The 13,672-nt window shown below is 62.0% G+C and carries 14 protein-coding genes; 5 read left to right on the top strand and 9 right to left on the bottom strand.

Annotation, left to right across the window (positions count from 1 at the left end; translation table 11 throughout):
* Positions 1 to 37: 37 nt before the first annotated feature.
* On the bottom strand, positions 38 to 1,306 hold the full coding sequence (gene obgE, locus VMT30_04760; GenBank protein HVQ44248.1) for a GTPase ObgE: 1,269 nt from the start codon (positions 1,304 to 1,306) through the stop codon (positions 38 to 40).
* Positions 1,307 to 1,466: 160 nt separating this feature from the next.
* Here obgE and VMT30_04755 point away from each other — a divergent pair, with 160 nt between their 5' ends.
* Positions 1,467 to 1,820 (top strand): hypothetical protein, encoded by a 354-nt coding sequence (locus tag VMT30_04755; GenBank protein HVQ44247.1) that lies wholly within the window; start codon positions 1,467 to 1,469, stop codon positions 1,818 to 1,820.
* Positions 1,821 to 2,492: 672 nt separating this feature from the next.
* Here the strand turns inward: VMT30_04755 and VMT30_04750 are convergent.
* The 5 genes from VMT30_04750 to VMT30_04730 form a co-directional block, all read right to left on the bottom strand.
* Positions 2,493 to 3,665, bottom strand: a complete 1,173-nt coding sequence (locus tag VMT30_04750; protein ID HVQ44246.1) for a LysM peptidoglycan-binding domain-containing protein — start codon at positions 3,663 to 3,665, stop codon at positions 2,493 to 2,495.
* Between the two features lie 460 nt (positions 3,666 to 4,125).
* Positions 4,126 to 4,677: a hypothetical protein gene (locus VMT30_04745; GenBank protein ID HVQ44245.1), complete on the bottom strand. Its 552-nt coding sequence runs from the start codon at positions 4,675 to 4,677 to the stop codon at positions 4,126 to 4,128.
* Between the two features lie 257 nt (positions 4,678 to 4,934).
* A complete protein-coding gene (gene mltG / locus VMT30_04740) occupies positions 4,935 to 5,933 on the bottom strand; it encodes an endolytic transglycosylase MltG (GenBank protein ID HVQ44244.1) in 999 nt (332 codons plus the stop codon).
* Entirely contained in the window at positions 5,930 to 6,319 is a 390-nt protein-coding gene (gene ruvX / locus VMT30_04735; GenBank protein HVQ44243.1) for a Holliday junction resolvase RuvX, read from the bottom strand. Before ruvX ends, mltG begins: the two co-directional genes overlap by 4 nt.
* A 19-nt stretch (positions 6,320 to 6,338) precedes the next feature.
* Positions 6,339 to 8,027: a hypothetical protein gene (locus tag VMT30_04730; GenBank protein ID HVQ44242.1), complete on the bottom strand. Its 1,689-nt coding sequence runs from the start codon at positions 8,025 to 8,027 to the stop codon at positions 6,339 to 6,341.
* 70 nt (positions 8,028 to 8,097) lie between these two features.
* Between VMT30_04730 and VMT30_04725 the strand changes: the two genes are divergently transcribed.
* The gene (locus tag VMT30_04725) at positions 8,098 to 8,370 is read left to right on the top strand and encodes a hypothetical protein (GenBank protein HVQ44241.1); all 273 of its coding nucleotides are present in this window, start codon (positions 8,098 to 8,100) and stop codon (positions 8,368 to 8,370) included.
* 592 nt (positions 8,371 to 8,962) lie between these two features.
* Here VMT30_04725 and VMT30_04720 read toward each other — a convergent pair.
* The 3 genes from VMT30_04720 to VMT30_04710 form a co-directional block, all read right to left on the bottom strand.
* Positions 8,963 to 10,255 (bottom strand): cell division FtsA domain-containing protein, encoded by a 1,293-nt coding sequence (locus tag VMT30_04720; protein HVQ44240.1) that lies wholly within the window; start codon positions 10,253 to 10,255, stop codon positions 8,963 to 8,965.
* Positions 10,256 to 10,469: 214 nt separating this feature from the next.
* On the bottom strand, positions 10,470 to 10,769 hold the full coding sequence (locus VMT30_04715; GenBank protein HVQ44239.1) for a hypothetical protein: 300 nt from the start codon (positions 10,767 to 10,769) through the stop codon (positions 10,470 to 10,472).
* A 21-nt stretch (positions 10,770 to 10,790) separates the two neighbouring features.
* Complete coding sequence (locus VMT30_04710) at positions 10,791 to 11,411, bottom strand: hypothetical protein (protein HVQ44238.1); 621 nt, start codon at positions 11,409 to 11,411, stop codon at positions 10,791 to 10,793.
* Positions 11,412 to 12,043: 632 nt separating this feature from the next.
* Between VMT30_04710 and VMT30_04705 the strand changes: the two genes are divergently transcribed.
* The 3 genes from VMT30_04705 (at position 12,044) to VMT30_04695 (ending at position 13,460) form a co-directional block, all read left to right on the top strand.
* On the top strand, positions 12,044 to 12,643 hold the full coding sequence (locus tag VMT30_04705; GenBank protein ID HVQ44237.1) for a hypothetical protein: 600 nt from the start codon (positions 12,044 to 12,046) through the stop codon (positions 12,641 to 12,643).
* Between the two features lie 118 nt (positions 12,644 to 12,761).
* Entirely contained in the window at positions 12,762 to 13,103 is a 342-nt protein-coding gene (locus VMT30_04700) for a hypothetical protein (GenBank protein HVQ44236.1), read from the top strand.
* Between the two features lie 39 nt (positions 13,104 to 13,142).
* Positions 13,143 to 13,460, top strand: a complete 318-nt coding sequence (locus VMT30_04695) for a hypothetical protein (GenBank protein ID HVQ44235.1) — start codon at positions 13,143 to 13,145, stop codon at positions 13,458 to 13,460.
* Positions 13,461 to 13,672: the final 212 nt, after the last annotated feature.

Raw genomic sequence — 13,672 nt, 5'->3', positions numbered from 1 at the left:
GGTTGCTTTACAACCGGGGGATTATACCATTAATGCTCTAATCGAGCCAGGCGAGTTCGGTGTCGCCGATGCGAATGGTGTCGCCGTCCTGGGCGCCTTGGCGGCGGAGCGCGGCGGCGATGCCCATTTTGGCGAGGATGTCGCGCAGGCGGCGGATGCCGTCGTCTTGATCGAAGTTGGTGCGGCGGGCGAAGCCCTCGATGCGCTCGCCGGTGACGCGCCAGGCGCCCGGGCCGTCGGCCGCCACGCGCCAAAAGTCGGGCGAATCGACAGTGTCGATGATGGGCACGACGGCCTCGGCGAGCTCGGCGGCGCGCTGCGTGCGGGCGGCCTTCACGAGCTCGGCAGCGGCGCGCAAAACCTCGAGCAGGCCTTGATGCGCCTGGGCAGAAATGGCGAAGAGGGGGGTAGATTTGGCAACTTTTTTGATGGCCTTGGTGACGGCTGTGAGCGTGGGCTGGTCGACGGTTTCGACCTTGGTGATGACGACGAGCTGGGGCTTGAGCGAGAGGTCGACCTGATACTGCGCCAGTTCAGACTGAATCACGCGGTAGTCGGCGACGGGATCGGCGGTGCCGGCATCCACGAGGTGCAGTAGCACGGCAGTGCGCTCGATGTGGCGCAGGAATTCGTCGCCGAGGCCTTTGCCCTCGCTGGCGCCTTCGATGAGGCCGGGGATGTCGGCGACGAGGAAGCCGAAGTCGTCGACGTCGACCACGCCGAGGTTGGGCACGAGGGTGGTGAAGGGATAATCGGCGATTTCGGGCTTGGCGTTGGAGATGACCGACAGCAGCGTGGATTTGCCGGCGTTGGGCAGGCCTACAAGGCCGACGTCGGCGACCATTTTGAGCTCGAGGCGGAGGTTGTGGGCCTCGCCGGGGTCGCCGAGCTCGGCGTTGCGTGGCGCCTGGCGGGTGCTGGATTTGAAGTGCGCGTTGCCAAAGCCACCGCGGCCGCCTTTGGCGATGATGAGTTCATCGGCGGGGCCGGTGAGGTCGGCCAGGAGTTGCTCGCCCTCCCACAGCTGGGTGCCTTGCGGGACGGGCACGATCTGGTCTTCGCCGTTTTTGCCGTGCATGCGGTTGCCGCCCCCGGGCTGGCCGCTCTCGGCGCGCAAGGTTTTGGCGTTGCGGTAGGCGACGAGGGTGTTGAGATTGTGATCGACGCGCACGATGATATTGCCGCCGCGGCCGCCGTCGCCGCCGTCGGGGCCGCCCATAGCACGGTATTTTTCGTGCCGAAAGCTCGAACGGCCATCGCCGCCCTTGCCCGCTTTGACTTCAATTGTGGCGGTATCTACAAACATTGTGCCCTTACCATAGCAGAAGTCTGGGGATAAATCTAGCATTTTTTGCTTTAATGTGCTATAATATGGCTCTGCGGTCGGTTTTGCCGGCTTCAGAGCACTCGCACCTCTGCACGCGCACCCAGCGCGCTGCAAACAACGTTGGTTCCGGGGGGAAGCAATGAGCCAGACCGTTCACGAAGCCAAGTTAGCCGCCAAATCCATACCGGGGTGGGCGAGCTGGCTGGCAGCCCAGCTGGTGCGGTGGTACACCGCCACATTCATCTGCCTGCCCTTCGCGATCGCTGTCCGCGTTTCTTTCCACGCTCAGGCGTGGTGGACAACGCATGACGGCATGCCGCCGATTCAATTTGGCGACTCAATCGGGCATGGCCTGCTGTGGGCCGCACTTGCGGCCCTCGCCTTTCGCGGGCTTGTCATCCTCAACCACCACCGTCGCCCCGTGTGGGCAACCCGTCGCCGGGCACGCAACGCTGCGTCCCAGCCGCGCTTGGAAGCCCTGCCGCCCCTGTAGGGGCAAGGCCGGGACGGCGAGATGCGGGTGCGCCGCGGTCAGGAAGCGATTCGTCGCAACCTGGCCGCGGCCACCACTGAATTATTATTTTTGATCGCTCATTTCGGGCGATTTTTTTGTGGGGCTCATTGATGCGGGGGCATGCATGGTGGCACTATTCCAGTTTTTGGAGTAGTCGATGAGAGTAGTTTTCTCTGCCGGGGTTGGAGGGGGCAGCGAGAGCGCAGCTGGCTGGAGTGTGAGCCTGACCGGCCAGTGAGTTAGTAAAATTTTCAAGATTCTCCAGAATTATGGCTAAAACAAGCGCTGATTGCGGCTGAGCTTTTATTAGTCCAAAAAATGGAATAGTGCGGCCGCATGAGTAAACCGGGCGTGCTTGAGACTGCTCAATATTTCGTACTGTTGGCATTGGCGGAGGAACCGGGGCATGGCTATGCGGTGGCCGGTAGGTTAATTGGCGATAGTGTCGGCGGAGTATATCTGCGCCCCAGCAGCTTATACGCTACTCTTAAAATCCTGGAGCGGGATGGTTTGATTGAGCGGTGGGGTGAGTCAGAGATTCACGCCGGGCGCAAATTGTATCGTATCACAGAGGCCGGACGGCGGGCTCTGGCCGGGACGGCACGCGCACACGAACAGGCGGCTCGCCAAGGAGCGGCTGGGTTTGCGGTACTAGAAGATGTAGCGGAAGGTGCCGGCAGATACCGTGCGGGTGCTGACCCGGTTCCAGCCACCGTTGTAGTTCATTTCGCTGACGGTGACCATGCCGCCGGAGACGGATTCCACATAGGCGACGTGGCCGTAGTAGCCGGCGCCGCTCCAAGCGATGGCGCCGGGCACGGGCGTGGAGCCGACGCCGAAGCCGGAGGCCTGGGCGTTGTAGTACCAGCTGACGGCGTTGCCCCAGTTTGAGGGCACGGCGCGGCGGGAGGCCACGTAGTAGGTGCAGTAGCCAACAGAGTAGCCGTTGCCGCTGAAAGCGAAGCGGGTGAGCGTGGGCGAGACGGTAGCGGCACCGGCGACGCGGCTGTATTTGTTGGTGACGGCCGGGGCGGCTTTGGGCGCCTCTTGTTTGACGCCGTCGGGCACGATAATCTTCAAGCCGGCGGCGAGACCTTTGACCTCGGCGTTGTTAAACGACAAGATTTGGGCAGCGTTGGCACTGTAGGCTGCGGCGATGCTGTCGGGGGTGTCGCCGGCCTGCACGGTATACTCGAGGCCGCTGACGGGCAGAATGGTGAGCACCTGGCCGGGCTTGATCATGTCGGCGTCGTCGAGGTTGTTGGCCCATTTGATGGTGGCGCTGGTGATGCCAAATTTACCGGCCACGTCCGAAAGCGTGTCGCCCGGCTGGACGGCGTAGGTGATGATGTCGCGCGTGGCGTTGCCGGCCGTGGAAACGACCTGGCGTTTGGCCAGTGCATTGTCGTCGGCGGTGAGCAGGGCTACTTGCTGGCTCTTGGTGGTGGCGGTTTTGGTAGCATCTTCGGCGACCATCAGCTGGCTTTTGGCGGCGATGTCGGCGGCCATGCTGGCGGTCGCGGCGGCGTCGAGCGTGGAGCTCGCGCCGGCCTGGGCCGACATGAGGCGCACCGATACTGAATGAGCTCGGTCGGGGCTATTGCCGATCACGAGAAACGCCGCGGCACCGAGAAAACCGAGGTGGGCGAGATAGCGCGGGCGATAGCCCTGGCGCAGCAGGTGGGCCGCCGCTAGCGAATTTTTAGCGATAGCGGTGGTAATTTCGAATTTAGAGGCAGCTCGGCGTGTCTTTGGGGCTGCGGGAGTTTTTATGTTCGAAAATGGCTCTGACGTGTCTCCGACTCCCGGGGCGATTTGGCCCATAGGGAATTGATCGAGGGAGACGCTAAGGGCATCTCTACTAATAATGTTTCTCCATCTCGCGAGTGCGCGAGGAACTACTGGCAGTCCGTCCTTCCCCTCAGATTTGAGGGCAGAAGTATTTCGACCTGGTTAATGCTTCGTGTCGACGGTGCGAGTAGTAAACCGATAGTGCTCACGCTTATCAATTTACTTTCGTAGTCTAATTCGGGTCCATATGAGTGTCAACCGAGCCCCAGGCGTGATAAGGCCCAAAAAATGAGGTGAAAAACGGCTGATTTTTCGGGGCTTCGACCACTAGCACAGGTTTGCTATATGTCAAATCCGAGCCTGATAGTGCTTGGCTTAGTAGTTTTGTGGCTTTTGGCCGGGAAATTTGCCCGTCCTAAATCTTCAATTAACTTGAAAACTTGGGATGGGCCTCGCCCCGCGCGCACAGCGGCGCGGGGCGAGGGTCCCGGACTCAGGAGGTGGGGTTGTTCGGGTCGGGCGTCACGATGCCGACCGGCCTGTCGCCTATCCAGGCCCGAGCGAGCCGGTAGCGCCGGCCAGTACTGGGCGGCAACAGACGCGCGGCCCCGAGGAACAGCAAGTTCCAGGCTCTCGACAATGCCACCACCTGCGTGGCCGTGACGTCTTGCCCTTCGAGGACGAGGATGGCCCAGAAGTGGATGCCGCAGTGGTCACAGGTCACTGTGCCCACGTCGCGTGGAATGTCGGGCGGCTGGGGCACTAGCTCGTAGCAGTTGCCGCAGACGGCCTGGCCGGGGGCGATGACGACCACGGCCGCGGCCATGACCACATCGAGGAACAGGTCCCTCGGGCTCGGCGGTGCGGGCGGGGTTGGCGGACCGGCCGAGGTTGGGGTCGGAGTCGGCAGGCCGGCCACGGTGGCGACCGTCTGAAGCGCGTGGTCGATGAAGCCCCCGAGGAGGGCGCCGATACCGGTGGGCATACTGGCGTCGCCGGGTGCGTGGGGGCCGCCAGCCGGGTCGGTCGGGGAGCTGGATGTCATGCGAACCTCCAGGTTCGGGGTACGGTGTCCGTCTGGCGATGCCCTGGGTGGGCGTGCTGGGTCAGACGGAACGTGTTATATATAACAATAAACTACTCATAACGTCAATAGCCGTAAAGCCAGGATCTCGGAAGCTCACGCCTTGTACCTTAGATTAAGTGCATCGGTAAAAAATGACACTTTGTGTCAAAAATCACCGATACGCAGAGCGAGGAGGATAAACCCCAGACTGAATGGCTGGGGTCTGAGATTCAAGATTACAAATGCTTGGCGATGTTTTGGTTGTGCTCGGCGAGGGTTTTGGCAAAGTAGGTTTTGCCGTCCTTGCCGCTGAGAAAGAAGAGGTAATCGGTGGCGGCGGGGTGAGCGGCGGCGTCGAGCGCGCTGAGGCCGGGGCTGCAAATGGGGCCTGGTGGCAGGCCGGGGTAGCGGCGGGTGTTGTAGTGCGAGTCGATGTCCACGCTAAATGGCACCCCGAGGAGTTCGGCGGCGTAATGGGCGGTGACGTCGGAGCCGAGAGTTTGGCCCAGGCGCAGGCGTTTGAGGAAAATTTGGGCGACGATGGGGCGGTCGGCCGGAATGTTGACCTCGCGTTCCACCATGGAGGCTAGCGTGAGGCCCTGGTGGAGGGTGAGACCTTCGGCGGTAAACGTTTGCACATATTCGGGGCCGACCCGTTTGCCGAAGGTGTCGAGCATGTCGTTTACGAGTGTGGTGGCAGTGGTGGTACTGTCGATTTGGTACGAATCGGGAAAGAGATAGCCTTCGAGGTCGACCGAGGCGGGTTTGCCGGTCAGGAAGCTCTGCGCGTGGGGGGCGCTGAGGGCGGCCTTAAAATCGGCCTGGCTGATGCCGACAGCGGCGGCCGCGGTTTCGATTTGGGTTAGGCGGTAGCCCTCGGGGACGGTAAGGCGCTTGGTGAGAGTGTGGCCGCTGGCGAGGGTGTCGGCGATTTGATCGGCGGACTGGGTGGGGGCGAGAAGGTACCGGCCGACCTTGAGCCGCGGCCGGAGACCATGGAAATTGACGTAGGTGACGAAGGCCGTGCGATCCCGGATGAGGCCGGCGTCGAGGAGGTGCTGGGCAATGCGGGGCGCATTGTCGCCGGCCGCCACGGCGAATTCTTTGGCGGGACCAGTGGCGGCTACGGGGCGCAGCTGCAGCCGGTAGCCCAGATAGAGGCCGCAGGTTAGAATCATGCCGACCACGGCTACGGCCGTAATGATAGAACGGCGATGTGAACGGCGCTTGATCATAGGGTGTCGAGGTAATCTTGCAAAATGAGGGCGGCGGCGGCGGAATCGATGTCGCCTTTGTTGTACGGCTTACCGGATTCTTTGAGACGGTCCTCGGCTAGGGCCGAGGTGCCGGCTTCGTCTTGGAACACTGGCTCCAGATGGAGCCGGCGCCATAGCACGTCGTCGCTGAAGCGCCGCACGGCCAGGGTCTGGGGCGTGTCTTGGCCGTCGAGGCCGCGCGGCAGGCCCACCACCACGGCCTCAAACGGCCCCTCGCGCTCAATGGCCACGGCCAGCTCGTGGGGCGCCACGGCCGTGAGCGGGGTGGCTACCTTGGCGTCGGCGTCGGCCGTGGCGAGACCGACGCGCTTGGTGCCGTAATCGATGCCGAGATATTTGGCCACGGTGATGATTCCCCTGAGGTTATTTGGAAGCGACCTGGATCGTGATAGTTATTTTATCAGGTCGGGAGGGCAAGCTCGCGACCCACGCCGGCCAAAGGCTGATCTCGGCGCGGGTGACGCCCGGCAGGCCGCTGGCGATATTGGAGGCGTCGCCGTAACGCTGGCCTTTGAGCTTGGCGGCGATGGCGGTTTTGTCGAGCTTGGCGCCGCCATAGGCCTCAGTGGTGAGGTGGAAACTTTGGCGCCCGGTAGCATCTTTGTCGCCCGTGACGGTCACCTGGGCGGCGCTGAGGCCGTCGTCGTAAATTTGGTTTTTGTCGCCGACCTGCTTTTGCTCCTGGGCATGGATGAGGGCCTCGTATTCGGATTTTTTGACGGCCAGTACGGTGTAGCTAACTTTGATCGCGAGGGTGCCGGTGTCGCCTTCGGCGCCGACGGCCGGCGAGGGAGTCACAGTGGTGGTCGCGGTGGCCTGCGACGACGGCAATGCGACGTAGCCGCTGGGGACTTTGCCGCCCAGATCGCGGGTGGCGTTGTCTTTGTCTTTGTCGAGCAGGGCGGCCTTCTCGGTATCGACATCGGATTGGGCTACGATGGTGACGGTTTTGGTGGTGCCGCCGTTCATTTGCGCGCCCTGGCCGTAAATTTTGGCCTGCATGGCCGCGCTGTAGCCGGGGATTGTGTAGCGCGCGGGCGCTTCATTGTAGGTGTCGCCGGAGGTTTCGGCCTCCACGGCGATGGGGTCGGATTTGCCGGGGGTGAGCACGATTTGGCCGCCCGAAAGGCCAACGGTGGCGCCCGGCACAGAGCTATCGGCTTGGCTGTGGAAGATCTTGCCGTCGGGCGCCTGGAAGCGGGTGCCGGCCACGAGGGCGTGGGGGCTGGTGTCGTATTCATTTGACACGACGATAGTGCCGGAAGCTTTGGTGCCGGCGTCTTTTTTGCCCGTGGGCGTCAATGGCCCGCTGAGGTCCTTGGTGACGGTGACGAGCTGGCCGGCCAGGGTGGCTTTGGGTTGGTCGGTGGTTTTGAGGTTGGGGTCGACGCTAAAGGTGGTGTCGATGCTGACCTTGGTCCCGGCGGCGTAGAGGGTGACCTTGGCGGTGGTAAAGAGGTACATGCCCAGCACGTACCCGCCCACGAGCAGCGCGGCACCGGCTACCCACATGACGCGGCGCTGGAGGCGGTGGAAGTTGGGGATTTTGGGTGTTTTTTTGGCACTGGCGGCGGGCTCGGGGGCCGCATCTCCCGCCGAGGCGGCTAGGGCGGCCGGTGCTGCGGGCGGGCCGTCGCTGACGTTTAATCGCTTGAGGAAGGGCTTTTTGGCGGCTTTGGGCGGAGGCTCGGGCGTAGACTCCGGCAGCGGCGGGGGTTCGGGATCGTCAGCCTCGATGACTTCTTCGTGCGACTTGAGCGCATCGGGAATGTGGGCTTCGGCAATTACCGGCTTGGCTCCCAGCGACGGCGCCACGGCCAAACCCACCCGTGCCGCCAGATCGGTAGCGATACGGTCGTTTGTGACGAGCACGAGCTCTTTGCCGCCCTGCTCAGCGGCTTTCTTGAGCAGTTTGAGGTTGATAATGCTCTGCAGCATCGTCGAGCGTTTGGGTACGACGATTTGAACCGAGTGCTCGGCCGATTTACTCAGCTTATCAATGGCTGACGTGATGTCTTCGTCTACCTCTAGGTAGAGGGCGCCTTCTTTCATAGGTATAAGACTACCATAATTGTTACGGTTGCGTTATAGTAGGGCCAACTAAACGGTGAGCGCGGATATCATGGCGAAGAAGGCAAAATACGTCAGTAAGGAGCTGGTAGTCGACCGCATCCTCTTGGTCGGGATGCTGTGTGCGGCTACGAGCTACATCATTCGAGGGACGATGGCTTCGACCTTTTTTGAAGCAGCCGCGATCGTGCTTGGCATCGTGTGGTCGTTTCGGGCGCTCAATACCAACCCGTCGCGACAGTTCCGGCTGCTGGCGACGCTGGTGTTGATCATGCTCGGTGCACTGGTGGCCTTTAACCTGGGCGCCGCCAACGGTCTGCTGTAATTATCAGGCATCGCCATTTTGATGATTGACTTCCCTGGTTGGGTGCGATAATCTACTATCCCGATGGGAATTTTGGGCTTTGCCCACGCATATTCACTCACCCATCTGGTGAAAGCCGCGTCCACTGCACTCTCGGTGGACAAGCTTGCTTCGAGTAGCGTTTCGATGGCTTGGGGTCATGCATTTAGCCGTCGTCAAACGCTATTCGGAGCTGCAATGGGTCCCCACCCCGCAGGGGATCCACCGGCCCCCGGGCGGAATCGTGGCTGCGCTCCCGGCGGACGGCGCGCGCGATTCCGTCCGGGGCAACCGGACATTAGCTGCCGCAAGGCGCAAAACCCGAGCTACCCCCCTCGGTCTATCGCCTCTGCGGCTATCCTGAAGCGGACGCACGAACAACCCCCCGTTCGCGCAACTATCTTCAGGAGCCGGCCCCGGTGGGGCGCAACGGTGTGAGACTTCCCCATTGCTCACTCCTCGCGCGCCCCACCGGGTGTCGTTCATGTTTTGTTGGCCTCGGCCGACAGGGCATTCCCCCTCGCAGCGACACAGCTCGTGTCGCGCGGGGGTACACGCAATTATTTTTCTAGGATTAGGCTGAAATAGCGCGGGCGAGTTTGCGGGCCAGGGAGTCGGTGGCGGTTTCGCCGCCGACTTGGTCGAGGCCGAGGTTGGCGAGGCCCATGGGGGTGATGTCGGCGAAGCTGGTAAGTTTGCCGGTTTTGTCGATTACGCGGCTGACTTCGCTGGGACTGATGTGGTTGACTACCGGTTTGCGGGCGAAGGCGAGGTTTTTGTACCAGGTGCGGCCTTTGAGCGCGTCCATGATCTGGGGGAGGCCGGTGCCGCCGCCGCACAGCAGGATTTTGGCCGGCAGGTGGTCGACGCGGTCGAATTCGGCCAGGCTGAGTTCGACACCAGAGAGCCACACTTGAATGTCGGCGTTCACGGCCTCTTCTACGACTTTGGTCGATTTGGGGCCGAGTTTGCCGGCGGAGTAGGCGATTTTCATTTCTTCGGCTTTTTCAAAACTGGTGTTGGCGACCTGGGCGATGCGTTTGGTGAAGGCGCGGCCGCCGATGGCGAACATTTTGGTGCCTTCGACGCCGCCATTGTTGACAAGCGCGATGTCGGTGGTGCCGCCGCCGATGTCGATGAAGATAGCGGAAAATTCGCCGGAATCTTGGCCGCCCACGGATTTGGCCACGGCGAAGGGCTCGGCGGCGATGTTGACGAGATTGAGATCGAGATCTTGGGCCACGGACTGGAGGGCGCCGAGGTGGACCATGGGGGCGAAGGCATTGAAGAGCTGGATGCTGACGTCTTTGCCCTGGAAGCCGATGGGGTTGGTCACCCGATAACCGTCGATCTGGACGTCGACGATGGCGGTGTTGACGAGTTTGACCTCGAGCTCTTTGTAGCCGGTTTCCCAGGTGAGCTGCTCACGGGCGCGCTCGAAGGCGCGGTATTGGACGCGGTCGAGGATTTTGCGCAGCTCGGCCATGTCGATGGGGTCGCTGGGGGTGGCGCGCTTGTAGCGCACGATAGTGCTGGCGCCTTTGACGAGCTCGCCGGCGATGCCGATGACGACGTCTTTGGCCACCACGCCGGCCATTTTTTCAGCCATTTTGAGCGCGGCGTCGCAGTTTTCGACCACGCCGGTGATGTCGGTGACGGCGCCGCCGGCCATGTCGGTGAGGCGCTGGCGCTGGCGGCCAACGCCGAGAATTTCGACCCGCGACGGCGCGCCCGAGGCCGGATCGACGACGACTTCACCGATCAGCGCTTTCACGAATTCGGTGCCGATATCGAGCGATACCAGATAGCGCGGCCCGGTTTGGCGGCTGCGGAGTTTGACGAATTTTTCGATAAGTTTGGCCGTCATGGCTGATGTATCCCCCATGATTGTAGCGCTTATGGTCGGTGGCGCCAAACGGGGCGTGCCGGTAGGCTGCGGCGAAAACGTTTGGCTTGCTTGCGAACTCGGCCTTATTGCTAATTTCTATCTGTGGTGTGGTCTGGCGCGCGCGGGGCCAAACGTTTTTGCCTTCGCTCTTTGCGGAATCCGCCCTCGCTCCCGCGGGACCGGCCGCTCGGCGCTACTGGGCTTTGGGGCTGGCGGTGGGCTTGGGAGTGGCGGTGGGTACGGGCGTGGCGGTGGGGCTGGGGCTTGGCGACGGGGTGGCGGTAGCCTCGGGTGTGGCGGTGGGCGTGGGGCTGGCTTTGGCTTGCTCGAGCTGGCGACGGAGGCTGTCGTTGCTGCCCGAAAGCTCGGCGTTGGTGTTGTCGAGGTCGCTCGCGTGGCGCAGCAGCAAGAATGCGCCGATGCCCGCGCCGATGATGAGCACGGCAATCACCGTCCACAGCAGGTAGATTAGTTTGTGACTGGAATCTCGCATGGGGGAATCCTTTCGGGTGGGTTAATTCGATAACGTGGGCAGGGAGGCATTTTTGAAGGCGGCGCGGGCGGCGGCCAACGCGTTGCGGCCATCGGGGTCGGCGGTGCAAAAGCCGGTGGGCTCGATGTAATAGTAATTGAAGACGCCAATCTGCTTGACGAGCTTGCCGGTGCTGGTGACCCCGGTGGCGGCGCGTTTTTGCACGATTTGGCCGAGCGCGTTGTTGGCGGCGGCGGGCGCGCAGGCGGGGTATTTGGCTAGCAGCGCTCGAGTCGACAGCCCGGCCACGGTGTATTGGCCGTTTTTGACCATGTTGTAGGTGAGGTCGGCGATGGGATCGGCCACGGTTAATTTTACGCCATATTGGCTGATGGCGATGGAGCTTGTGCCGGCCACCGCCGGGGTGGCGGTGGGGCTGGGCTCGGGCGTGGCTAGAGGCGAGGGCGTGGGGCTGGGGCCGGCGGCTGCCTGTTGATCTTGCTTGACCTGGTAGCGCAGGTCGGTGATTTCGCCCTGGAGCTGCTTGCGGTCTTGCTGGGCACTCTGATGCTGGGAGTAATTGAGATACATGGACGCGAGCAACCCCAAACCCAGTACCACCGCGATGACGGTGACTAGATTTATCGCTCCCCGTTGGCTCATAATCGCGCTCCCCCTTAGGCCCTCGGGGTAAGTATATCAAACTTACGCTTGCGCTTTTTTGAGTTGCTTATTGTATACAAATATGGTTTAATTTAGCCGTTCGTGCACCGTGGGTGCGAACGCATGTCCTTGGGTGGACAAAAATGTTAAAAGTGTTGTGCCTCGCTGAGCGAGACCGAGAGAATGAGAGCGGCCTGATGGCGGTTTTCGCGGGGTAATACCTGCGTCAACCCCACCAACCAGCCACTCCCCCATTCTCTTTCCGTCTCCTCACGTGATGCGCGTGACCAGCGGCCCCGGCCAGTTTTTCTGGCGGCAGCCCTCATGCGCGTTCACGGCGATAACCACTTTAAAAACTCTTTGTTTAAAGCACCGTCGATCTGCGCCTGTTGGTGGTTCTTCACCGAACCTCCGCCGCCCGCCCCTTACGCCAGGCCGATTTCCGGTCGCAACAACAACCCACCCCATCGTCCACAAGCGGTGGTCGCCTCCAGCGACTGCCTCCACGGCCACGGACAGGGATCGCTCTTTGTTGAGCGGTCCCTTTTCCTTTTTTCTTGATTTATTTTGACTTTCATGGTATTATGTTGCCCGGACATTCGTCAGCTCCCCGACACGAGAAGAGGTAGATAGTGGCGACGCACTTCGGGACCACCGTTACGCGGAGCGTTCTGCGTGCCCTCTGGCAGCGGCTGATCTGGCCGCTGATCAAGCGCTCGAAGCAGCAGCAAGCGGAGGTCGACAACCTGTCGGCCAAGCTGAAGGACATCGCGGGTAACCTGCAGAACCTGTACCTGAGGTTCAGCATCCTACTCCCCACCATGGGAGCCCTGGTGCTCTTCTACAGCGAGGCGCTCTCGCGGCTGAGCCCTGCACTACCAGTCGGCTCGCTGTGGGCGGCGCAGATTCTGCTCGGGCTGGCCATTTTGATGGCCGGGCTGGCGATGGAGCTGTGCTTCCGGGCCCTGGCCCACCACCGGCGGGTGCTCAAGCGGGAGCTTTTGACCCTGCAGGACACATTGGCCGAGGCCTCAAAGGTGATCCTCACGAAGGCGGATATCCAGCAGCTGGCCCAGCGCGTCGCGTTCTTTGACGAGCGTCGCCAGACGGGCCGTCTTCGGAACGCGAGGGTGACCATGCTGGCTCGATACAGCCTGTATCTGACCGGTACTGCAGCGGGCGTGGTGATCGGCACGGATATCGTGCTCGCGATCATCCGCTTCCACCACTAGTGTCCACATCCATCGGCTCCGCGACGATCGCGCGAGCCCCGCCCCCGACGGGACGACAGCCACTGGCCGCGTTCCCGTCGGGGGCTTGTCGTTGACTTTTTATGATATTTATGTTAATATGTGCAGGTTCGTGTACGCTCATTACATCGAGACTTCGAGAAAGGCCGGTCCCGTGACCCGTCGCGCCGTTTTCCACTTCGCCGTCGCCACCACCGTTCTACTGGTCGCCCTGGCGACCGAACTGCTGTCGCGGACCACCCTCGCCCGCCCCACCGCTTTCGCATGGCCCATCGGGTTCGTGTATGGCGGGGGCTGGACGCTCCCCGTAACGGCCGCCGTGCTGATGGCGGGGGGACTGCGCTACGGCTGGCTGGCCCTTGAGTTTGCCCGCCGGCCCGCTGCCACCCACGTCGAATCGACAACCGGCGTGTCCAGGCACGTGGTGCCCGTGAGCGCCTGAGTTACCTCAACCCAACCACCGCTAGAAACGGAGCAAAGGATGAGAATCCGCAATTCGAACGCCCGATGGGTGGCCGGGTGGGTGGTAGTCATAGGCATAGGCATCGCGGCCGGCCTGCTGATCGTCCCGCACATCCTCGACACCCTGACGGGATGCTCGCCGGCCGATGCCAGTTTTGGCCTCGCGGGCTGCATCCAGGACGACTACACATTCTGGCACAGGGTGGGGGTGATCCTCGTCGCGCTGGTTGTAATCGGTGTGGAGGGCGGGGTATTCCTGATCTGGACCTCCCAACCCGTGGAGAGGGCGACCTACCGACTTTACTGCTGGCTGTTCCATCGCCGGCCGACCGCCTGACCGCCACATCTCACCCCACGCCGCTCCCACCGGGCGGCCCGATACGTACAACGGACGAAGCCGGTTCCCCTGCGGGGGAGCCGGCTCTCGCTGTCTAAGCGGGTTTTATGATTAAGCTGCTTGACTTTATTAGTATATATTTTATAATTCTTGCGTTCAGGTTGCATTTTGCCCAGGGAGTTCGCTGAGTCGGTCACATCCCAAGGTCGCTC

Source organism: Candidatus Saccharimonadia bacterium, assembly GCA_035544015.1.
GTDB lineage: Bacteria > Patescibacteriota > Saccharimonadia > UBA4664 > UBA4664 > UBA5169.
This window is presented reverse-complemented; position numbering and strand designations above follow the sequence as displayed.